This is a genomic window from Mesorhizobium sp. WSM4809 (assembly GCF_055811655.1).
Map to the genome: position 1 here is coordinate 45,118 of NZ_JBVVQW010000005.1, position 21,260 is coordinate 66,377.

25 protein-coding genes are annotated in these 21,260 nt (G+C 64.5%); 14 read left to right on the forward strand and 11 right to left on the reverse strand.

All coding sequences use genetic code 11. From position 1 onward, the window contains the following. Positions 1-17: 17 nt before the first annotated feature. Positions 18-404: a thiol-disulfide oxidoreductase DCC family protein gene (locus AC0L24_RS14155; protein WP_281062270.1), complete on the forward strand. Its 387-nt coding sequence runs from the start codon at positions 18-20 to the stop codon at positions 402-404. A 43-nt stretch (positions 405-447) separates the two neighbouring features. Here the strand turns inward: AC0L24_RS14155 and AC0L24_RS14160 are convergent, their stop codons facing one another. From AC0L24_RS14160 to AC0L24_RS14170, 3 genes are all read right to left on the reverse strand, one after another. Next, positions 448-831 (reverse strand): DUF1850 domain-containing protein, encoded by a 384-nt coding sequence (locus tag AC0L24_RS14160; protein ID WP_473563872.1) that lies wholly within the window; start codon positions 829-831, stop codon positions 448-450. Continuing rightward, positions 828-2,933, reverse strand: coding sequence for a TRAP transporter permease (locus AC0L24_RS14165; RefSeq protein WP_127395884.1), 2,106 nt, complete (start codon positions 2,931-2,933; stop codon positions 828-830). Before AC0L24_RS14165 ends, AC0L24_RS14160 begins: the two co-directional genes overlap by 4 nt. Before the next feature lie 86 nt (positions 2,934-3,019). Then, positions 3,020-3,979, reverse strand: coding sequence for a TAXI family TRAP transporter solute-binding subunit (locus AC0L24_RS14170; RefSeq protein WP_127395885.1), 960 nt, complete (start codon positions 3,977-3,979; stop codon positions 3,020-3,022). 259 nt (positions 3,980-4,238) lie between these two features. Between AC0L24_RS14170 and AC0L24_RS14175 the strand changes: the two genes are divergently transcribed. Then, positions 4,239-4,607, forward strand: a complete 369-nt coding sequence (locus AC0L24_RS14175; RefSeq protein ID WP_473563873.1) for a YciI family protein — start codon at positions 4,239-4,241, stop codon at positions 4,605-4,607. A gap of 7 nt (positions 4,608-4,614) precedes the next feature. Beyond that, on the forward strand, positions 4,615-5,859 hold the full coding sequence (locus tag AC0L24_RS14180) for an RNA polymerase sigma factor (RefSeq protein ID WP_127382779.1): 1,245 nt from the start codon (positions 4,615-4,617) through the stop codon (positions 5,857-5,859). A 3-nt stretch (positions 5,860-5,862) separates the two neighbouring features. On the opposite strand, the gene AC0L24_RS14185 is transcribed toward AC0L24_RS14180, so the two are convergent. The 6 genes from AC0L24_RS14185 to hrcA all read right to left on the reverse strand — a co-directional run bounded on the left by AC0L24_RS14185 (position 5,863) and on the right by hrcA (position 11,443). Continuing rightward, positions 5,863-6,489 carry a glutathione S-transferase family protein gene (locus tag AC0L24_RS14185; protein ID WP_127267554.1) on the reverse strand — a complete coding sequence of 209 codons (627 nt, stop codon included), beginning with the start codon at positions 6,487-6,489 and terminating at the stop codon, positions 5,863-5,865. Positions 6,490-6,619: 130 nt separating this feature from the next. Beyond that, positions 6,620-7,600, reverse strand: a complete 981-nt coding sequence (gene cysK / locus AC0L24_RS14190; RefSeq protein WP_127267553.1) for a cysteine synthase A — start codon at positions 7,598-7,600, stop codon at positions 6,620-6,622. Between the two features lie 194 nt (positions 7,601-7,794). Beyond that, the gene (locus AC0L24_RS14195; protein WP_473563874.1) at positions 7,795-8,412 is read right to left on the reverse strand and encodes a LysE family translocator; all 618 of its coding nucleotides are present in this window, start codon (positions 8,410-8,412) and stop codon (positions 7,795-7,797) included. Positions 8,413-8,690: 278 nt separating this feature from the next. Beyond that, positions 8,691-10,040, reverse strand: coding sequence for a PQQ-dependent sugar dehydrogenase (locus AC0L24_RS14200; protein WP_128362857.1), 1,350 nt, complete (start codon positions 10,038-10,040; stop codon positions 8,691-8,693). A gap of 98 nt (positions 10,041-10,138) precedes the next feature. After that, positions 10,139-10,336 carry a hypothetical protein gene (locus AC0L24_RS14205; RefSeq protein WP_023814156.1) on the reverse strand — a complete coding sequence of 66 codons (198 nt, stop codon included), beginning with the start codon at positions 10,334-10,336 and terminating at the stop codon, positions 10,139-10,141. A gap of 24 nt (positions 10,337-10,360) precedes the next feature. Continuing rightward, a complete protein-coding gene (gene hrcA / locus AC0L24_RS14210) occupies positions 10,361-11,443 on the reverse strand; it encodes a heat-inducible transcriptional repressor HrcA (RefSeq protein WP_023814157.1) in 1,083 nt (360 codons plus the stop codon). Between the two features lie 198 nt (positions 11,444-11,641). On the opposite strand from hrcA, the gene rph reads away from it, so the two are divergent. From rph to AC0L24_RS14240, 6 genes are all read left to right on the forward strand, one after another. Continuing rightward, positions 11,642-12,358: a ribonuclease PH gene (gene rph / locus AC0L24_RS14215; protein ID WP_127396273.1), complete on the forward strand. Its 717-nt coding sequence runs from the start codon at positions 11,642-11,644 to the stop codon at positions 12,356-12,358. 264 nt (positions 12,359-12,622) lie between these two features. Further along, on the forward strand, positions 12,623-13,033 hold the full coding sequence (locus tag AC0L24_RS14220; protein ID WP_127808461.1) for a VOC family protein: 411 nt from the start codon (positions 12,623-12,625) through the stop codon (positions 13,031-13,033). After that, positions 13,033-13,680: an RdgB/HAM1 family non-canonical purine NTP pyrophosphatase gene (gene rdgB, locus AC0L24_RS14225; RefSeq protein WP_127808459.1), complete on the forward strand. Its 648-nt coding sequence runs from the start codon at positions 13,033-13,035 to the stop codon at positions 13,678-13,680. Before AC0L24_RS14220 ends, rdgB begins: the two co-directional genes overlap by 1 nt. Then, complete coding sequence (gene hemW / locus AC0L24_RS14230; RefSeq protein WP_127808457.1) at positions 13,677-14,840, forward strand: radical SAM family heme chaperone HemW; 1,164 nt, start codon at positions 13,677-13,679, stop codon at positions 14,838-14,840. The genes rdgB and hemW overlap by 4 nt, the downstream gene beginning before the upstream one ends. A 3-nt stretch (positions 14,841-14,843) precedes the next feature. After that, positions 14,844-15,167 carry a low molecular weight protein tyrosine phosphatase family protein gene (locus tag AC0L24_RS14235; RefSeq protein WP_127808455.1) on the forward strand — a complete coding sequence of 108 codons (324 nt, stop codon included), beginning with the start codon at positions 14,844-14,846 and terminating at the stop codon, positions 15,165-15,167. A gap of 25 nt (positions 15,168-15,192) precedes the next feature. Further along, complete coding sequence (locus AC0L24_RS14240) at positions 15,193-15,630, forward strand: EamA family transporter (protein ID WP_127808454.1); 438 nt, start codon at positions 15,193-15,195, stop codon at positions 15,628-15,630. 73 nt (positions 15,631-15,703) lie between these two features. Here the strand turns inward: AC0L24_RS14240 and AC0L24_RS14245 are convergent, their stop codons facing one another. Continuing rightward, a complete protein-coding gene (locus AC0L24_RS14245; RefSeq protein WP_127808453.1) occupies positions 15,704-15,895 on the reverse strand; it encodes a hypothetical protein in 192 nt (63 codons plus the stop codon). Positions 15,896-16,029: 134 nt separating this feature from the next. Between AC0L24_RS14245 and rsmI the strand changes: the two genes are divergently transcribed. Together rsmI and AC0L24_RS14255 are read left to right on the forward strand one after the other, a co-directional pair. After that, a complete protein-coding gene (gene rsmI / locus AC0L24_RS14250) occupies positions 16,030-16,959 on the forward strand; it encodes a 16S rRNA (cytidine(1402)-2'-O)-methyltransferase (RefSeq protein ID WP_127382148.1) in 930 nt (309 codons plus the stop codon). Continuing rightward, on the forward strand, positions 16,952-17,329 hold the full coding sequence (locus AC0L24_RS14255) for a YraN family protein (protein ID WP_127808452.1): 378 nt from the start codon (positions 16,952-16,954) through the stop codon (positions 17,327-17,329). Before rsmI ends, AC0L24_RS14255 begins: the two co-directional genes overlap by 8 nt. 195 nt (positions 17,330-17,524) lie before the next feature. On the opposite strand, the gene AC0L24_RS14260 is transcribed toward AC0L24_RS14255, so the two are convergent. After that, a complete protein-coding gene (locus AC0L24_RS14260) occupies positions 17,525-18,331 on the reverse strand; it encodes an undecaprenyl-diphosphate phosphatase (protein WP_127808451.1) in 807 nt (268 codons plus the stop codon). Positions 18,332-18,491: 160 nt separating this feature from the next. Here AC0L24_RS14260 and AC0L24_RS14265 point away from each other — a divergent pair, with 160 nt between their 5' ends. Genes AC0L24_RS14265 through AC0L24_RS14275 form a run of 3 tightly spaced genes read left to right on the forward strand, consistent with a single transcriptional unit; the run spans position 18,492 to position 21,215 of the window. After that, entirely contained in the window at positions 18,492-19,184 is a 693-nt protein-coding gene (locus AC0L24_RS14265) for a glutathione S-transferase family protein (RefSeq protein WP_473563875.1), read from the forward strand. Beyond that, the gene (gene queG, locus AC0L24_RS14270) at positions 19,165-20,319 is read left to right on the forward strand and encodes a tRNA epoxyqueuosine(34) reductase QueG (protein ID WP_127808450.1); all 1,155 of its coding nucleotides are present in this window, start codon (positions 19,165-19,167) and stop codon (positions 20,317-20,319) included. Before AC0L24_RS14265 ends, queG begins: the two co-directional genes overlap by 20 nt. Beyond that, positions 20,316-21,215: an SDR family oxidoreductase gene (locus tag AC0L24_RS14275; protein WP_127808449.1), complete on the forward strand. Its 900-nt coding sequence runs from the start codon at positions 20,316-20,318 to the stop codon at positions 21,213-21,215. The genes queG and AC0L24_RS14275 overlap by 4 nt, the downstream gene beginning before the upstream one ends. The last annotated feature ends 45 nt before the right edge of the window (positions 21,216-21,260 follow it).

Genomic DNA, 21,260 nt, shown 5'->3' on the forward strand with positions numbered 1-21,260 from the left:
CTCGACGCACGCCACGATTGATCGTTTTCGATGGCGTCTGCGTGCTCTGCTCAGGCTTCGTGCGCATGGTGGTCAGGCTCGATCGCCAAGGCCGTTTCCGCTTCGCCACCGCGCAGTCGCCCTTCGGTGAAACGCTGTTTCGGAAGCATGGACTGCGCACGGACTCTTACGAAACCAACCTCGTCCTGATCGACGGCGTCGCCTTCACGCGGCTCGACAGCTTCGTCGCTGTCATGGCGGAACTCGGCTGGCCCTGGCGGGCGGCAAAAACGCTGCTGCTGCTGCCGCGCCCGCTGCGCGACTGGCTCTATGATCGCGTTGCCAGGAATCGCTACGCGCTGTTCGGCAGGAAGGACAGCTGCGAGGTTCCTTCTCCGGAGCTGCGCGAGCGGTTCCTTGACTGAGGATGTGGCTGCTGGAGCCGCCGCTCAGCGCATTGATCGGGCGCTATCGCGGTTGGCTCGAACCGGTGGATTCGCACGGCTTCAGCACGATCGCGTCGCCGGCCCTTTTGCCCAGTTCCCTGCAGCCTTGAACCGAGCACAGCGTCCAGCCGTCGCCGGTTGCGCCGGAGGCGGCGAGTATGACGCGCCGCTGTGGGCCGACCGTGGGCGTATAGGCCCACCAGCTATTCTTCAGCACCGCGCCTTCCGATGGCTCCATGCCGGCGCTCGAGCCCTTGACCCGCGCCTCGACCAGCTGCAGGCCGATAGGCGTGACCTTCCAGTCTTCCTCCCAACGCGTCCGTTCCACCGAATGCGTCCAGGACAGCGTAAAGGCGGCGACGGAGAACGTCACCATCTTGCCGGCGGCCAGGATGCAAAGGCTCATGTTTTGACTGAAGCCTGCCGCGCACGAAAGCAGTGCCAGCCGATCCAGGCCAGCGCCAGCGCCCAGCCGGCCTCGTCGGTCAGCGGTACCGCGGCGACCAGAAGCACGCCGGCGGCGAAGGCAAGCAGGCGTTCCCACCCCGCCATGCGGCGGGCGAGAAAGCCGACGGCGGCGGCACCCCACAGCACGATGCCCATGCATGCCTTGGCGACGATGTAGGCGACCTCGACGGGATAGCCGAACTGGGCGGCGATCGGCCCGGCGTCCTGCAGCATCAGAGCCGGCGTGTAGACCGCCATGAACGGCACGACGAAGCCGGCAATGGCGAGTTTAGTCGCCTGGATGCCGATCTTCAGGCCACTTTCCCTAGCCATGGGTGCCGCGGCAAAGGCGGCCAGCGCCACTGGCGGCGTCAGATCGGCCATGATGCCGAAATAGAAGACGAACATGTGGCTGACCAGCAGCGGCACGCCGAGTTCCAACAGCGCCGGCCCGGCCAGCGACGAGGTGATGATGTAGTTGGGAATGGTCGGGATGCCCATGCCGAGCACCAGGCAGGTGAGCATGGTCAGCAACAGCGACAGGAACAGATTGTTCTCGCCGATGGAGATGATCCAGCCGATGAAGGTCGAGGCGATGCCGGTCAGCGTCAGCGTGCCGATGACGATGCCGACGATGGCGCAGGCAATGCCGACCGGCAGCGCGTTCTTCGCCCCTTCTGCGAGAGAGTCGACACAGATTTGCAACGTCTCGCGGCCGCCCCTGAACGTGAAGCAGGCGACGACCAGTGCGGCGATCACCAGGCCGAGGAGGTTGACGCCGAACTTCATGAACGAAGCGGCGGCAAGCCCGAGCGCTATCCAGAAGACGATGCGGAAGGCGAGCGGTCCGATCGCTGCTGCCAGCGGCGTGCCGAGGATGAGCACGATGGTCAGCGCCAGGCCCATCGTGCCGGCGAAGATCGGTGTATAGCCGGCAAACAGCAGGTAGATCAGGGCTGCCAGTGGCAGCACCAGTGGCCAGTGTTGCCGCACCGCGTCCCATGGATTGGGCAGCTCCGCTTTGGCCATGCCGTGCAGCCCGGCCTTGCCGGCTTCCAGATGCACCTGCCAGAAGCACGCGCCGAAATAGAGCAGCGCTGGGATGATCGCCGCCTTGACCACATCGGCATAAGGCACGTTCAGCGTCTCGGCCATGATGAAGGCGACCGCGCCCATCACCGGCGGCATGATCTGGCCGCCCATGGAGGAGGTCGCCTCGACGGCACCGGCAAAGGCCGAGCGGAAGCCGAAGCGCTTCATCAGCGGGATGGTGAACTGGCCGCTGGCCACCACATTGGCGACGCCCGAGCCGGAAATCGTGCCCATCAGCGCCGACGACAGCACGCAGACCTGCGCCGGGCCGCCGCGCCACGTGCCGACAAGGCCGAGCGCGAAATCGTTGAACAGCGCGATCATGCCGGCGCGTTCGAGAAAGGCGGCAAAGACAACGAAGATGAAGATGTAGGCGGCCGAGACATAGATCGGCGTGCCGTAGATGCCTTCGGTGCCGTAGGCGAAGGTGTCGACCAGCTGGGCGAAATCATAGCCGCGATGGACGAGCGGCGGCGGCAGATGGTTGCCGAAAAAGCAGTAGGCGAGAAAGATGAAGGCGATGATCGCCAGCGGCAGCCCCATCAGCCGCCGCGCCGCCTCGAAGACCAGCACCACCAGCACCGCGCCGACGATGAGATCCGGCGTGGTCAGGAAGCCGGAGCGGCGGATGAGGTCGGTGTAGAACACCCAATTGTACAGGCCGGTGCCGAAGCCGAGCGCGCCGAGCGCCCAGAACGCTGCTTTGGCCGGCATGCTCTTGGCGCGCAGGTTGGCGATCAGGCCGAAGCCGAGCAGCAGCAGGAAGCCGACATGCATGGCCCGCACCACCTGGCTCGGAATGCTGCCATAGGCGGCGACATAGATCTGGAACACGGAAAAGGCGACGGCGATGAGAAAGGCGGCCTTGCCGGCGATGCCGTCGCCGAAGCCGGGTGGCAGTCCTTCGACTTGTTCTTCGACGGCAGGCAGATGGAAGGTGGCGGATTTGCCGTCGGTTATTTCGCTCATCCGACGCACTCCAAAGCAAGCGAATTGTAGCGCCAGGCGCCCCCCTCTGCCCTGCCGGGCATCTCAGATAGCCGAGCCATGCTCCGCTATTTCAACAACCCCTTCTCCTTGTAATAACGCTCAGCGCCGGGGTGCAGCGGCACCGGCATGCCGGCGAGCGCCTTGGCCGGGTCGATCGCCTTGGCGGCGGCATGGGCCGCGGCCAGTTGGTCGAGATGGTCGAACATCAGCTTGGTCATCTGATAGGCGGTTTCGTCGGAGACATCGGCGCGGGTGATGAGGAAATTGCCGACGGCGGCGGTGGCGACATCCTCGCTCTGGCCCTCATAGGTACCCTTGGGAATGACCACCGAAAGATAGGGCGAGCCGATCTTCGCAACATCCTCGGCCGGCACCGCCACGACATTGATCGGCACCGAGGTGGCGAGGTCGCGGATCGAGGCGACGCCGAGCCCGGCCGATTGCAGCGTGGCGTCGAGCTGCCGGTTCTTGATCAGCTCGACCGATTCGGCGAAGGGCAGGTATTCGACTCGGCCGAGATCCTCGTATTTCAGCCCCGCGGCGGCGAAGATCGCGCGCGCATTGAGTTCGGTGCCCGACGCCGGTGCGCCGACCGACAGGCTCTTGCCCTTGAGGTCGGCCAGCGTCTTGATGCCGGACTCCTGGCTGGCGACGATCTGGATGTAATTGGGATAGATGGCGGCGATGCCGCGCAATTTGTCGAGCTTGCCTGGGAAACCGGCCTCGGCATTGCCTTCGGCGGCCATCTTGACGGAATCGCCGAGCGCAAAAGCGATCTCGCCCTTGCCCTGCTGCAGCAGATTGAGGTTTTCAACCGAAGCCTTGGTCGCCTGCACCTGGGTGCGCGCGCCTTCGATGCCCTTGCCGTAGATTTCCGACAACGCCACGCCGAGCGGATAATAGACGCCGGATGTGCCGCCGGTCAGCACGTTGATGAATTCCTGGGCTCCTGCCGACACAGCGCCAAGGCCAAGTGACAGCGCCACAGCGCCGGCTGCAACAAGTTTCGTTCTGAAATGAAACATCCGATTTCCCTCCCTGAAATATCGACGACCGCACCGCCTCCCAGGTGCGAACCGGGGCGAGTTTAGACAGTGGGCCGGAAATGCCAACCCGCAATTGTGCTCGTTAGACGAACGGTTGAGAGATCGGGAAGCAGATGGCGGCTTGCACAAAAATCCGTCGGAGCGGAAAGTTTTTCCGCAGCCTGTCGAAATCGTGCGCTGCTGCGCGACATACGTCCGGCTCGCAACGACGCGGCCTTCGAAACAACGGGAGAAGACCATGCGATACATGATTTTGATTTACGCCGACGAAGCCGCGATGGCGAATGCCCCGGCCGAGGCGACCTACCAGATGAGTGCCGCCTATGGCGCCTATACTGAGGCCCTGAAGAAATCCGGCGCGTGGCTGGCCGGTGACCGGCTGCGCCCGAGTCAGGCGACCACCTCGGTTCGGGTGGCTGGTGGCAAGACCAACGTCCTCGACGGCCCCTATGCTGACACCAAGGAGCAGCTTGCAGGCTTCTACATGATCGAGGCCGCGGATGCCGACGCCGCGATCGCCTGGGCGGCGCGCTGCCCGGCGGCCAGCGCCGGCACTGTCGAGCTGCGGCCGATCTGGGAACTGGCCGAGTACCTGTCTGAGAAATGACGATGTGATGGACAGTCGTTCCGAGACCGCCCGGGCGGCCGCCGAGGCTGCCGCCCGGCAGAGCTACGGCAAGCTGGTCGCCTGGCTCGCTGCGCGCACGCGCGACGTGGCCGCCGCCGAGGACGCGCTGGCCGATGCCTTTGCCGCCGCCCTCGAGCGCTGGCCGCGAACCGGCGTGCCGGAAAAGCCAGAAGCCTGGCTGCTGGCGGTGGCGCGGCGGCGCCGTGTCGATGCGGTGCGGCGGCGGCTCACCAGCGAGGCCGGTCGCGAGCATCTCAAGCTGATTGCGCAGGAGGCGGAGGCACGCATGACCGAGGAAGACCTGCCCGACGATCGGCTGCGGCTGATGTTCGCTTGCGCCCATCCGGCGATCGAATCGAGCGTACGTTCGCCGCTCATCCTGCAGACCGTGCTGGGGTTCGACGCCGCGACGATCGCCTCCGCCTTCCTGGTCTCCCCCGCAACCATGGGCCAGCGCCTGGTGCGCGCCAAGAGCCGCATCCGTGAAACCGGCATTCCGTTCCGCGTGCCGGAGCGGGCCGAACTCGGCGAGAGGCTGGACGCGGTGCTGGAGGCGATCTATGCCGCCTTCGCCGAAGGCTGGTCCGATCCGGCCGGCACCGAAACGCGGCGCCGCAACCTGGCGACCGAAGGCATCTGGCTCGGCCGGCTGGTGGCCTCGCTGATGCCGGAGGAACCGGAGGCACTGGGCCTGTTGTCGCTGATGCTGTTTGCCGAGTCCCGCCGCGCCGCACGGCGCAGCGCCGAAGGCGACTTCGTGCCGTTGGCGGAGCAGGATTGCCTTCTATGGGACCGTGCCCTCATCGACGAGGCGGAAGCGCTGCTTTCCCACGCAGCGGCCAAGGGCGTCATCGGCCGCTACCAGCTTGAGGCGGCCGTGCAGTCCGCGCATGCGGCACGAAGGCTCACCGGCCGCACCGACTGGGTGGCAATCCAGGAACTCTACGACGCGCTGCTTTCGATCGCAGGATCGCCGGTGGTGGCGATAAACCGCGCGGTGGCGATCGCCGAGGCCGAGGGCGCAGTGGCCGGATTGGCGGCTCTTTACGTGCTGGGCGACGACAAGCGGCTTGACGAGTACCAGCCCTATTGGGCCGCACGCGCCGGTCTCCTGGCCAGGCTTGGTCAGGTACCGCAAGCCTGCGAAGCCTATGACCGGGCGATCGGCCTCGAGCGCGACCCGGCGGTGCGCCGGTTCCTGCAAGGAAAAAGAGCGGTGCTCAGAAATTGAGCTTCAGCCCGGCCACATCTCGTGCGAGGTGTTGAGCGTCTTCATCAGCGGATGGTCGCGCAGCCGCGCCCACAGGCGTTCGATGTTCGGCCATGCCGTCCGCGCGCTGTCGATGTCGGGATACCAGGCCACCAGCATGACCAGATAGATGTCGGCCAGCGACATCCGGTCACCGACCAGCCAGTCACGGCCTTCGAGCGCGGCATCGAGAACGGCAAAGCCGCGGTCCATCTCGGCCACGGCCGCCTGCTTGACCGCCTTGGTGCCTTCGGGATCGGCAGTGTAGCGGTATGCGTAGTAGAAACGCAGCACCGCCGAATAGAGCACAGACGACATAAAGGCCATCCAGCGCAGGAAATCCGCGCGGGCAGGCGCTTCTGCTCCCGGCGCCAAATTGGCGTCGGGGTGGCGCTCGGCAAGCACGATGCAGATCGCTGCGGATTCGGTCATCGAGCTTCCGTCGGGCAAGGTCAGCACCGGCACCTGGTTCAACGGACTGATGTCGAGGAAGGCGGGATCGGGCCGGTCGGTCTTCGGCACGTCGATCTGCTCAAATGGTACATTGGCCAGCGCCAGCGCTGCCTCGACCACGAAGCCGCCGCTGCCGGGACGGGTATAAAGCTTGTACATAAATTCTCCCCCGACCTGCGCAAAGCAGGCCGGGGGAGATATGAACCGGAAGCGGTGTCGCCCTCAAGCCGCCGATGGCGGCCACGGGCGTTTTTTCAGCGGGCCAGCTTGGTCACGAAGAAGCGTCGGATTACGATCCCAGCCCCTCGAACAGGATGGTCGACAGATAACGCTCGGCGAAGGACGGGATGACCACCACAAGGTTCTTGCCCTTGTTCTCCGGCCGCGAGCCGACGACGATGGCCGCCTGCAGGGCGGCGCCCGAAGAGATGCCGACCGGCACGCCTTCGAGGCGGGCGACGAGGCGGGCATTGGCCACGGAATCCTCGTTCGACACTTTGACGATCTCGTCATAGATCGTCGTGTCGAGGATTTTGGGCGCAAAGCCGGCGCCGATGCCCTGGATCTTGTGCGGGCCGGGCTGGCCGCCCGACAGAACAGGCGAGGAGTCCGGCTCGACGGCGACGACATGCACGGAGGGCTTGCGCTTCTTCAGCACCTGGCCGACGCCGGTGATGGTGCCTCCGGTGCCGATACCGGCGACGAAGATATCGACCTCGCCATGCGTATCGTTCCAGATTTCCTCGGCCGTCGTCGTGCGGTGGATTTCTGGATTGGCCGGGTTCTCGAACTGCTGCGGGATGATCGCGTTGGGGATCGTCGCTGCCAGTTCGTCGGCCTTGGCGATGGCGCCCTTCATACCTTTCGGGCCTTCTGTCAGCACCAGTTCGGCGCCCAGCAGCGCCAGCATTTTCCGGCGCTCGATCGACATCGTTTCGGGCATCGTCAGGATCAGCTTATAGCCCTTGGCGGCAGCGGCGAAGGCAAGCGCGATGCCGGTGTTGCCCGACGTCGGTTCGATCAGCGTGGTCTTGCCGGGAGAGATCTTGCCCGACGCCTCCAGCGCCTCGATCATCGCCACGCCGATGCGGTCCTTGACCGAGGCGATCGGATTGAAGAATTCGAGCTTGGCGATGAGATTGGCGACGATGCCCTTTTCCCGGGCGAACTTGTCGAGCCGCACCAGGGGCGTATCGCCGATCGTGTCGGTGATGGAATCGTAGACGCGGCCGCGGCCGGGCACACGGGCTGATGTGGCGGGCTTCTTCATTTGTTTCGCTCCCAGAACTTCAGGCGAGTAAGGATTTCAGGCAAGTGGAATTGCAGGCAAGATAGGACCTTCGACCGTGCAAGATAGACTGTCGATTGGAAATATCCGAGTGGGACCTGTGTCTAAAACAGTGCCGTCTCGGAAAAGCATTTCCCGCAAAGGCCTGTTTGCGAAATGCTTTGGCCGAAAGCTCGCTATTGGCGGGCGGCAATCGCTGCAGCGGCACCGACCATGAAGCCGGCAGCCGTGCGGTTCAGCGCCTTGAGCGCGCGCGGAGATTTCAGGAACCAGCGCGCCTTGGCAGCCAGCGCAAGATACGGCACCAGCACCACCAACAGCACGACAACGGTCAGCGCGACGAGGATACCATAGTCTGCCAGCGTGATGGTTTTCAGATCGACGATGGTCGGCGTGATGGCGAGATAGAAGATCATCGTCTTCGGATTGCCGAGCGTGACAGTCAGGCCGGCGGCAAAGCTCGACAGCAATCCCGCCCTGCCCGTTCGGGCTTCGACGGTCTCGGACGTGATGCCGCTGTTCCAGAAGCGCCAGCCGAGGAAGGCGAGATAGGCGACGCCGAGCCATTTGATGGCCAGGAAAACCATGTTGAAACTCTGTGCGACGAAGGCGAGGCCGAGCACCACGGCGGTCAGATAGGTGATGTCGCCAACCATCAGGCCAAACGACATCGCCAGCGACGAGCGGAAGCCGGAGCCGAGCGCACGCGCGACCAGCGCGGTGATGCCGGGACCAGGGATCGCGGCTGCGATGCCGAGGGCGGCGCTGTAGGCGAGGAATCCGGTAAGGGTCATGGCATTCGTCTCAGATCAGAATGCCTTGTCGCATGGGACCGGCTAAGATTGAATTCCCTGGGGTCGGATTCTATTGCACCAGATATCGGGGGCCTCGCCTCACGAAGCCCCCTCATCCGGCCGCTTCGCGGCCACCTTCTCCCCGAGGGGAGAAGAGACGGGCGCCAGCGCCTGCTGACTCCTCTCCCCTCGGGGAGAGGTCGGATTGCCCCGAATTGCTGTTGCAATTCGGTTTTGGCAATCCGGGTGAGGGGGCTGTGCGGTCCAGGTAAAATTGCTCAGGAGCGACCGTCGCCATGGGTGACACGCCAGATGGTACCGTTGCCGTCCTCGGTGACGATCAGCGCGCCATCCATGGTCACCGCCACACCGACCGGCCGGCCCCAGACCTCGCCGTTGGAGACGAAGCCGGTGATGAAATCCTCATATTCGCCGGTCGGCTTGCCGTCCTTGAACAGCAATCGCACCACCTTGTAGCCGGTCCGGTTGCCGCGGTTCCATGAACCGTGCAGAGCGACGAAAGCATCGCCCTTGTATTTGGCCGGAAAGCTCTTCCCTTCGTAGAAGGCGATGTTGAGCGGAGCCGAATGCGCCTGCATCAGCACATCGGGAACGGTCGTTTTGCCGGCAAGATCGGGGCGCTCACCCTTGTGGCGCGGATCCTCATTGTCGCCGATATAGTACCAGGGCCAGCCATAGAAGGCGCCCTCCTTGACCACGGTCGCGTATTCGGGCGGCACATTGTCGCCAAGCGCATCGCGTTCGTTGACGACGCACCACAGCGCGCCGGTCGCCGGCTGCACGGTCATGCCCGAGCAGTTGCGCAGGCCGGTGGCAAGGATGCGGCCATTCTTGCCATCGGGATCGAAGGCCAGCACGCCGGCGCGGCCGTCCTCGGATCCCCATGTGGCGCCGAGCGGCTGCGATTTCGCCCAGGCGTCGAGGCCGCCCTTCGGTTCCTTGCCCATGCGCTCGGCCACATTCGATCCCGAGCCGACCGACAGATAAAGCGTCTTGCCATCCGGCGAGAAGGCGATGTCGCGGGTCCAGTGATGACTGGCAGGGATGTTGCCGACGATGGTTTCCGGATCGCCGGAGGCCTTCAGGTCGCCATTGCGGTAGGCAAAGCGCACGATGCTGTCGCTATTGGCGACATAGACCCATTGCGGGTCAGCGCCCGGCGGATAGAAGGCAATGCCATAGGGCCGTTTGAGATTGCCTGCAAAGATGCCGTCCTGTGTCGGCTTCGCCCTGCCTTCGGCGAGGCGATAGATGCGGACCTGATTGGCTTTGCTGTCGGCGACGAACAGGTCGCCATTCGGCGCGACGCGCACGACGCGTGGATTGTCGATGCCCGATACAACCAGCTCGGCCGAGAATCCCGGCGGCAGTTGCAGCTTCGCGTCTGCCGGCATGTCCGCGACGCCAGCGCTGTTAGAGGTCGATCTGTTGGCATAGGGTTTAGGCAGATCATCCGGCCTGATCAGCCGGCGTGTGCCCGGCTTGTCGGCTCGCCAGTCACCGAAGGCGTCCGCGCCTTTCAGCACCGGCTCGTCCGCCTGCTGGGCGAATGAAGCGGTCGAGAGAAACAGTGCGGCGGAAAGTGCGGGGCCGGCAAAACGCATCATTCGGTCCTCCAATGTTTGGGCGTGAAAACAGGAACGACCGGTTTCGTCGATCGTTCCACGGCACATGATGAGGTGGAGGAAGCTTCCGGTTTCCCGGTTCAGGTCCCGGCGGCGTAAAAATCGTCGTCGAGGCGTTTTTCCAACTCGACGAGATCGGCCGGCAGCGGCAGGCCCATGGCGCGCATTTCCTGCAGTTTTTCGCGCAACTGCTCCTGGATCTCGTGCTGGTCTTCCGGCTGGTTGACCATCTCCTCCAGCAGCAGGCTGATCCGGGCCTTGAATTCTTCGAGCGCCATCATCGTCTCCTCGGTTGGATCAGCTCAGCGCAGCATGCGTGAAATCAGCTGCGCCGTATAGTCGACCATTGGGACGATGCGCGCGTAGTTCAGCCGGGTCGGGCCGATGACGCCGAGCGCGCCGACGACGCGGGCATCCTTGTCGCGATATGGGGCGACGACCAGCGACGAGCCCGACAGCGAAAACAGCTTGTTTTCCGAGCCAATGAAGATGCGCACGCCCGAGCCCTGCTCGGCGAGGTCAAGCAGCTGGATAAGCCCGTCCTGCGTCTCCATGTCCTCGAACAGATGGCGCAGCAGTTCGATGTCGGCCTGGGCGGTGACGTTTTCGAGCAGGTTGGCGCGCCCGCGCACGATGAGCCGTGCCGGCAGGCCGCTATCGGCGCCGGCCCATACCGCCAGCCCCTTCTCGACCAGGTCCTGCGACAGCGTGTCGAGCGCGGCCCTGGTTTCTTCCTTGATGCGGGCGATCTCGATCCGCGCCTCGGCCAGCGTGCGGCCGCGTATATGGGCGTTGAGGAAATTCGAGGCCTCGTGCAGTTGCGAGACGGTGATGCCGGCGGGCAGCTCGACGACGCGGTTTTCGACGTCGCCATTCTGCGACACCAGAACCGCCAGCGCCTTGGTCGGTTCGAGCTGGATGAATTCGATGTGTTTCAGCGCCACCTCGTTCTTGGCGGCCAGCACCAGGCCGGCGCCGCGCGACATGCCCGACAGCATCTGGCTGGCCTCGGTCAGCATGTGTTCCAGCGTCGCGCCCGAGCCGGACGCCCGAACCTGTGCCTCGATGGCGCGGCGCTCCTCGTCGGAAAGGTCGCCAAGCTCCATGAAGGCATCGACAAAGAAACGCAGGCCGGCCTGCGTCGGCAGCCGGCCGGCCGAAATGTGCGGCGCGTAGATCAGGCCGAGATGCTCGAGATCGCTCATGACGTTGCGGATGGTCGCCGGCGACAGCGAGGACGGCAGGATGCGCGACAGGCTGCGCGAGCCCACGGGTTCGCCGTCCCTTAGATAGGAGTCGACGATACGCCGGAAGATGTCGCGCGAACGCATGTCGAGCGACTGGAGCGCGGGCGACTGCGAAGCGGGATCGACTGCCTTGGTCATACGGCCAAAAACCTCCGGCCCAAGGATACAGACTTACACTGCACCCGCGCAACCCGGTGTCTGTGTGAGATCACCGGGTGTCTTTGTGGGACCACCCGGTGTCTGTGTCAGATCGTCAGGCCATTTTCCTTTGCGCCACGCGTCCCATGCGGTTACAAGCCGGCCAAGATTCCGAAAAATGACAAGAAAGCAGCCTGAATGCGCCCTTCCAAACGCCAATTCGACGAAATGCGTGCCATCTCCTTCGAGCGCGGCGTCTCCAAGCATGCCGAAGGCTCATGCCTGGTGAAGTTCGGCGACACGCATGTCCTGTGCACGGCCAGCCTCGAGGAAAAAGTGCCGGGCTGGATGCGCAATTCCGGCAAGGGCTGGGTGACGGCCGAATACGGCATGCTGCCGCGCTCGACCGGCGAGCGCATGCGCCGCGAGGCTTCGGCCGGCAAGCAGGGCGGCCGCACGCTGGAAATCCAGCGGCTGATCGGCCGCTCCCTGCGCGCCGTGGTCGACCTGCAGGCGCTGGGCGAGCAGCAGATCACCGTCGACTGCGACGTCATCCAGGCCGATGGCGGCACCCGCACCGCATCGATCACCGGCGGCTGGGTGGCGCTGTATGACTGCCTGCGCTGGATGGAAGCGCGCCAGATGGCCAGCGTCGCCAAGGTGCTGAAAGACCACGTCGCGGCGATCTCCTGCGGCATCCATGACGGCCAGCCGGTCATCGACCTCGACTATGTCGAGGATTCCGCGGCCGGCACCGACGCCAATTTCGTCATGACCGGCAAGGGCGGCATCGTCGAGATCCAGGGCACCGCCGAGGGCGAGCCCTTTTCGGAAGAGCAGTTCGCGGATTTGATGGGTCTGGCCAAGAAGGGCATCCAGCGCTTGGTTAGTCTGCAGCAGATGGCGGTGGCTTAGGACTTAAATGCCGAGCTTGAACACCCCCCTCTGGCCTGCCGGCCATCTCCCCCTCAAGGGGGGAGATCGGATGCCATTTCGGTCTTCGCCAATCTCCGGCGTTGCAGGGTGCGCGACAATGCAGAAGCTGCTAATCTCCCCACCTGAGGGGGGTGAGGCGTGGTCCGCGAAGCGGACGGAAAGCCAATTGCTTGGCTTTCCGAACAACGAACGCCCAGAGCGGCAGCGAAGGGCCGGGGCCGGCAGGCCAGAGGGGGGCGCCTCGTGACACCCTCCGCGATCCTGGAATCGGCCCTCTACGTCACAGACCTGACCGCCGCGGAAACGTTCTTCACCGACATCCTCGGCCTCAATCTCCTAGGCAAGGTCGACGGCCGCCACCTCTTCTTCCGCTGCGGGCCGGGCGTGCTGCTCGTCTTCAATGCCGAGGCGACGAAAGTGCCGCCGGCGCCTGACGCCAGGCTGCCGGTGCCGTCGCATGGCGCGGTCGGCGAGGGCCATCTGTGCTTTGCTGCGACCGCCGATGAAATCGCCGGCTGGAAAGCCCATCTGGAGGCAAAGAAGATCGCCATCGAGAGCGAATTCGAGTGGCCGCAGGGCGGCCGTTCGATCTATATACGCGACCCCTCGGGCAATTCGATCGAATTTGCCGAGCCACGAATCTGGGGCCTTTGATGCATTCTCTCGATGGAAAGAAGATCGTCGTCGCCAGCCATAATGACGGCAAGCTGCGCGAATTCGCCGACCTGATGGGGCCGTTCGGCTTCGAAGCCAAGTCGGCCAAGGAGTATAGCCTGCCGGAGCCTGACGAGACCGGCACCACCTTCGAGGAGAACGCCTACATCAAGGCGCTCGCCGCCGCCAAGGCGACCGGCCTGCCGGCGCTGTCGGACGATTCCGGCCTATGCGTCGACGCGCTTGATGGCGCGCCCGGCGTCTACACCGCCAACTGGGCCGAAACCCCGGATGGCAGCAGAGATTTCGGCATGGCCATGCAACGCACCGAAGTGGCGTTGCAGGAAGTCGGCGCGGCCTTGCCGCAACAGCGCAAGGGACGCTTCGTCGCCGTCATCTGCCTGGCATTTCCAGACGGCGAGGCGGAATATTATCGCGGCGAGGCCGAGGGCACGCTGGTCTGGCCGCCGCGCGGCGATCTCGGCTTCGGCTACGATCCTGTGTTCCTGCCCGATGGCTTCGAAAAAACCTTCGGCGAAATGAGCGCTGAGGAAAAGCATGGCTGGAAGCCTGGCCAGCCGACGGCGCTGTCGCATCGCGCCCGTGCCTTCCAGAAATTCGCCAAGGCGAGATTGGGCTCGGCATGAGCATGCTGCTCGACCGGGCGCCCGGTTTCGGCGTCTATGTCCACTGGCCGTTCTGCGCGGCCAAATGCCCCTATTGCGACTTCAACAGCCATGTCCGCCACCAGCCGGTCGACCAGGAGCGCTTTGCCGCCGCCTTCGAGGCCGAACTGGCGACGATGCGCGAGCGCACCGGGCCGCGCGAGGTGACCAGCGTTTTTCTCGGCGGCGGTACGCCCTCGCTGATGAATCCGGAAACCGTAGCCAGGGTTCTGGATGCCGTGGCGAAGAACTGGACTGTGCCTGACGGCATCGAGGTGACGCTGGAGGCCAATCCGTCCTCGGTCGAGGCCGAACGCTTTCGCGGCTACCGGGCGGCCGGCGTCAATCGCGTGTCGCTCGGCGTTCAGGCGCTGAACGACAAGGATTTGCGCTTCCTCGGCCGGCTGCACAATGTCGATGAGGCCCTGCACGCCATCGGCCTGGCGCGGGAAATATTCCCAAGGCTGTCCTTCGACCTCATCTACGCCCGCCCCGGCCAGACGCCGGAGTCCTGGGCATCGGAGCTGGAACAGGCGATCGGCCATGCCGCCGACCATCTGTCACTCTACCAGCTGACCATCGAGGAAGGCACGCCCTTCCACGCCCTGCACGCGGCAAAGAAATTCATCATTCCCGACAATGACCACGCCGCCGACCTCTATGCGCTGACGCAGGAGATCACCACGGCGCACGGCTTGCCGGCTTACGAGATTTCCAACCACGCAAGGCCGGGCGCCGAGAGCCGGCACAACCTCACCTATTGGCGCTATGGCGAATATGTCGGCGTTGGACCCGGCGCGCATGGCCGCTTCGTCGAGCACGGCCGCCGCACGGTGACGATCGCCGAGCGGATGCCGGAAACCTGGGCCAATCTGGTCGAAGCCAAGGGCCACGGCGTCACCGGCGGCGAAATCCTGACGCGTTCGGAAGAGGCCGACGAATTCCTGCTGATGGGCCTGCGGCTTGCCGAAGGCATCGACCTTTCCCGCTACGAAGCGTTCTCCGGGCGCGGCCTGTCGTCAGCGCGGCTGTCGATGCTGCAGGGCGAGGGGCTGGTGGCGCCGATCGGCAATGCGCGCCTGCGCGCCACACCGGCCGGCATGATCGTGCTCGACGCCGTGGTCGCCGATCTGGCGCGCTAGCCCTTGAAGAACGCCCTCTTCGTCTGCAGCCAGAACCGCTTGCGCAGCCCTACCGCCGAACAGGTGTTTTCAACGCGCCGGGATATCGAGGTGGCCTCGGCGGGGACAAACCACGATGCGGACACGCCGCTGACGCATGAACTCGTCGCTTGGGCCGATATCATCTTCGTCATGGAAAAGGCGCACCGCACCAAGCTGCAGAAGAAATTCAAGTCCAGCCTGAAGAAGGCCCGTGTGATCTGCCTGGATATACCTGATAACTATGAATTCATGGATCTGGAGCTGATTGCACTTCTGAAGGCACGCGTCTCACGGTATCTCGGTTGAGACGTCATCCGCGAAGGCCACCTTGATGAACCTGACCGTATCCTCCTGGCAATTCTGGGCATTGCTCTCGGCTGCGTTCGCTGCCCTGACGGCGATCTTCGCCAAGGTTGGCATCGAGAACATCAATTCCGATTTCGCCACCTTCATCCGCACGGTCATCATCCTGATCGTGCTCGGTGCGATCCTGCTTGGCAGTGGCCAGTTCCAGTCGCCGGCCACGATCTCGGGAAAGACCTGGGCTTTCCTCGGCCTGTCCGGTCTGGCGACCGGCGCGTCATGGCTCTGCTACTTTCGGGCGCTCAAGATCGGCAATGCCGCGCAGGTGGCGCCGATCGACAAGCTAAGCGTCGTGCTTGTGGCGGTGTTTGGCGCGGCCTTTCTCGGCGAGCGGTTGTCCGGAGCGAATTGGCTTGGCGTCGCCCTTATCGCGGCGGGCGCGGTGCTGGTCGCCTATCGAGGCTAGTTGCGCGCCGTTGCGGGCATTCTTTGTTTCAAGACGGGTGATGAAGATATCGAAGCGATTGGGCATCGTCCGGTCAGTGCTCCGTCGTGCTGTCTGGTTTGTTGCTGTCCGAAAGCCTGCCCTTCGTCGGCGAGGTGCTCGCGGTCCGCTCTTTGGTCAGGCTGTTCTCGGTCTTGGCGGGCGGGCGCTTGGCCGTGGGCGCGGCACCGCGCTTGCGGCCGGCATAGTAGGGCTCGAAAGCGTCCTGTATCTTCAGGCTGTCCATCCTGTCCTCCTCCGGAATCAGGGGGCTAATCTGCCAACGCCGGTTTGGTTCCCCACTGTGGCAAAGGAAAGGCGAATTCCTTACATCGGCGTCAGCTTTTGCAAGCCCGCGTCAGCCGTGCCAAACAGGGCTGAATGGAGAAGTCATCGGTGACCGCAGAGACGAGCAAGCGCAGCTATGTGGTCGGGCAGACCGAGATCGCGGCACGGCCATTGGAGCCGGCGCTCTATCTGGTGGCGACGCCGATCGGCAATCTCGCCGACATCACGCTGCGCGCGCTGGAGACGCTGGCCGCCGCCGACATCGTTGCTTGCGAAGACACGCGGGTGTCGCGCGTGCTGCTCGACCGCTACGGCATTCGCCGCCGCACCACGGCCTATCATGAACACAATGCCGGCGAGGCGGGGCCGAAGCTGATATCGGCACTTCAGGCCGGGCAGAGCGTGGCGCTGATCTCCGATGCCGGCACGCCGCTGGTGTCCGATCCCGGCTACCGGCTGGTCGGCGAGGCGCTCGACCACGGCATTCGCGTGGTGCCTATCCCCGGCCCGTCAGCGCCGCTGGCGGCGCTGACGGCATCCGGCCTGCCGTCGGATGCCTTCCTGTTCGCCGGCTTCCTGCCGGTCAAATCAGGGCAGCGGCTGACACGGCTGGAAGCACTGAAGGCCGTGCCGGCGACATTGATTTTCTTTGAATCGCCGCGCCGGCTGGCTGACTCCCTGGCTGCCATGGTCGAAGCGCTCGGCGGCGAGCGCAAGGCCGCTATCGGCAGGGAATTGACCAAGACCTTCGAAGAGATGCGCACCGGCACGCTGCAGGCGCTGGCCGACCACTATGCTGCGGCCGATACGCCGAAGGGCGAAATCGTCGTCTGCGTCGGTCCGGCCGAGGCCAGGGTCGACGAGCCTGAAGACATCGACCGTCTGCTTCTGTCGCTTGCCGCCGAAATGCCGGCCTCCAAGGCGGCCGCGGAAGCTGCGAAGATGACCGGCGGCCAGAAACAGGCCCTCTATCGGCGGCTGCTTGACCTCAGGGAGACTTCTGGAGAAAGCGACAGTGGCTGAGCGCCCAAGCGTTAGCCGCCAAAAGGCCTATCGACGCGGTCATCGCGGCGAATGGCTGGCGGCGGCAGCACTGATGCTGAAGGGCTACAGAATCCTTGCGCGCCGCCACCGCACACGCTTCGGCGAGATCGACCTGATCGCGCGGCGCGGCGATCTGGTGCTGTTCGTCGAGGTCAAGGCGCGGCGCACGCTGATGGAAGCCATGGAGGCGATCGGTCATGAATCGGAACGTCGCATAGAAGGCGCGGCCGACATCTGGCTGTCGCGCCAAGCGGACTACGGCAGGCTGTCGATGCGCTTCGACATGGTCGCGGTGCTGCCCTGGCGCTGGCCGGTGCATGTCGAGAACGCGTTTTACGGGAGGAGTTAGTCCGTACAGACCCTTGTGCGAGGCGGCCCCCTCATCCGGCCGCTTCGCGGCCACCTTCTCCCCGTTGGGGAGAAGAGACTAGTGCCGGCGCCGACAGGCTCCTCTCCCCTCGGGGAGAGGTCGGATTGCCCCGAATTGCACTTGCAATTCGGCTGGCAATCCGGGTGAGGGGGAGCTCGCAACGATGCGCGTTCGCTAACCCCAGATCATCAACGCCAGCAGTCCGACACCGCCGACCACCAGCCGCCACCAGCCGAACAGCGCGTAGCCTTTGCGCGAGACGTAGTCGAGCAGGAAACGCACGACGATGAGCGCCGTGACAAAGGCGGCGACGAAGCCGACGGCGATGATCGGCAGGTCGGCACTGCTCAGCACGTTGCGGTTCTTGAACAGGTCGAAGGCGAAGGCGCCGACCATGGTCGGGATCGCAAGGAAGAAGGAAAATTCAGCGGCAGCGCGCTTATCGACGCCCAAAAGCAGGGCGCCGACGATGGTCGAGCCCGAACGCGATGTACCGGGAATGAGCGACAGGCACTGGAAAAGCCCGATCTGCAGGTAAAGCCGGGTCGGGAAGCGCTCGACATCGCGGTAGACCGGCTTGAGGTTCATGCGGTCCACCGCCAGCAGCACGACGCCGCCGATGATCAGCATGATGCAGATCAGCCTCGGCGATTCGAACAGCACCGTCTTGATGAAATCATGCGCCAGCGCGCCGATGATCGCCGCCGGCAGGAAGGCGATCAGGATGCCGATGGCGAAATGCCGCGTCAGCCGGTCATGCGGCAGTTCGAGCAGCATCTTCCACAGGCGGCGGAAATAGACGCTGAGGATCGCCAGGATGGCGCCGAGCTGGATCAGGATCTCGAAGGCCTTGCCGGTCGAATGGAAGCCGAGGAAATGACCGGCAAGCAGAATATGGCCGGTCGACGACACCGGGATGAACTCGGTCAACCCCTCCAGCAGGCCGAGCAGCAGGGCTTCGACGATGGTCTGGCTTTCCATGGCTACCTCGGCATTGGCGTGACGGCTGACAGAAGGGCTTGCTTGTCATGGCGTTGAAGTCCCCCTATAGGTCGCAACACCCTGACGGCCCGCTAACCGGGCGGCCAAGACTTACCGGTGCGCCCTGCGATTCGCCAGTGCGCTTTATCATCGCGGAACCATGCTGACGCTTTTCCACCATCCCATGTTCGCCACCTGTCGCTTCGTCCGCCTCGCATTCGGCGAGTATGGCGAGGAGCTGGCTTTGATCGAGGAAAAGCCGTGGACCCGGCGCAAGGAGTTCCTGGCGCTGAACCCGGCCGGAACGCTGCCGATCCTGTTGGCCGAAGGCGACGTGCCGATCGTCGGCGCGACGGTGATTTCGGAATATCTCGATGAAACGCGCGGCGTGCTGAAGCGCGACAAGCGGCTGTTCGCCGAGGACCCGATGCAGCGCGCCGAAATCCGCCGGCTCATCGACTGGTATCTCAACAAGGCTGAAAGTGAAGTCACCCGCCATCTGGTGCGCGAGCGCGTGCTGAAGCCGGTCATGCCGGAAACCGCTGGCGGCGGCTCGCCCGATTCGGGCGCGATCCGTGCCGCGCGCGCCAACATCCGCCAGCACCTGAAATACACCAACTGGCTGGCCGGCACCCGCCATTGGCTGGCTGGCTCCAGGGTCACCTATGCCGATCTCGCGGCCGCGGCGACGCTGTCGGTGCTCGACTATCTCGGCGAGATCGACTGGCGCGAGCACAGCGCTGCACGCGAATGGTACACGCGGGTCAAGTCGCGGCCCTCCTTCCGGCCGCTTTTGACCGACCGGGTGCGCGGCCTGTCACCGGTGTCGCATTATGCGGACCTCGACTTCTGACGCCGCAAAACTGCGCGCGCTGATCGACGCGGAGGCGCAGCGCGCCGGCTTCGATGCCGTTGCCGTCACCTCCCCCGATGCGATCCCGCTGGCGCCGGCGCGCCTGGCTGAATTCGTCGCCGATGGCTTTCACGGCTCAATGGACTGGATCGCCGAGACGCTGCAACGCCGCAGTGAACCAATGGCCCTCTGGCCGCAGGTGCGCTCGATCATCGTGCTGGCGATGAACTATGGCCCCGACCATGATCCGCGCGGGGTGCTGGCCAAGCGCGACTCCGGCGCGATCTCGGTCTATGCGCAAAACCGCGACTATCACGATGTGATGAAGGGGCGGCTGAAGGAGATCGCCGGCAAGATCGTGGCGCGCGCCGGGGGTGATGTGAAGGTGTTCGTCGACACCGCGCCGGTGATGGAAAAGCCGCTGGCCGAGGCCGCCGGGCTCGGCTGGCAAGGCAAGCACACCAATCTGGTCAGCCGTGAACACGGCTCCTGGCTGTTCCTCGGCACCATTTTCACCACCGCCGAACTCGTGCCCGACCGCGCCGAGATCGACCATTGCGGCTCCTGCCGTGCCTGCCTCGACGCGTGCCCGACCGATGCCTTTCCGGCGCCCTACCGGCTCGATGCGCGGCGCTGCATCTCCTATCTCACCATCGAGAACAAGGGGCCGATCCCGCACGAATTCCGCGAAAAGATCGGCAACCGCATCTATGGCTGCGACGACTGTTTAGCCGCGTGCCCGTGGAACAAATTCGCCAGGGCGGCTTCCGAAGCAAAACTCGTCGCGCGCGATGATTTGCGCGAGCCGCCGCTCGCCGACCTTTTGGGTCTCGATGACGCGGCCTTCCGCGCTTTCTTCTCCGGTTCGCCGATAAAACGCATCGGCCGCGACCGGTTCATCCGCAACGTGCTGATCGCCGCCGGCAATACCGGCGATGCCTCTCTTGCCGACACTGTGCGCGCCTTGCTGGACGATGCCTCGCCGCTGGTGCGGGGCGCGGCAATATGGGCGCTGGCGCGGCTGGTGCCCGATGCCGAATATTCACAACGGGCAGCCATCGGCCTGAAAACCGAAAGCGACGATGCCGTGCGCGACGAATGGCGTCTGGCGCGGCCAACCAGGGCGAATGCATGAGCGAAAAGCAGATATTCATCTTCGGCGCCGGCTATTCCGGCAGGGCTTTTGCTCGGGCTAACAAAGGCGCCGCGACGATCTTCGGCACGACACGCTCGCCGGAAAAATTCGAGACGCTACGGCAGGCCGGTATCGCGCCGCTCCTGTTCGACGGCGCGATGACCGGCGAAATCGGTGATGCATTGGGAAAAACAACGCATCTGCTGATTTCGATTGCCCCGGAAGAGGCCGGCGATCCCGTTCTGAATGCCGCACGAGAGGCAATCGCTCAAATGCCTTTGCTGGAATGGATCGGCTATCTCTCCACGGTCGGCGTCTACGGCAATTATGACGGCGCATGGGTCGATGAAACGGCGGAATGCCGGCCGGTGTCGAAGCGCTCGGTGATGCGGGTGGCCGCCGAACGAGACTGGCTGGAGCTGGGCCGCGAGATCGGCCGACCGGGGGCGATCCTGCGCCTGTCCGGCATTTACGGCCCCGGCCGCAACGCGCTGGTCAATCTGGAAAACGGCACTGCAAGGCGGCTGGTCAAGCCGGACCAGGTGTTCAACCGCATCCATTGCGACGACATTGCCGGCGCCCTGTGGCAGCTCATCGAAGGCAATACAGGCGGCATCTTCAACGTCACCGACGACCTGCCGGCGCCGCCGCAGGATGTCGTCGCCTATGCCGCTTCGCTAATGGGTATCGAACCGCCGCCCGAAATTCCCTTCGACGCCGCCCAACTTTCGCCCATGGCGCGGTCCTTCTATGGCGAGAACAAGCGTGTCGCCAACGCGGCGATCAAGGCGGCGGGTTATTCCCTGCGGTTTCCAGACTACCGCGCCGCCTTCGATCATATGTGGGCAAGCGGCGATTGGCGTGACGGCGAAGCGCGCAGCCCGATGAAGCGCTGACGATCGAAGCCGCGGGTGCGGCGTGCTATGATTCGGCCTTGGGAT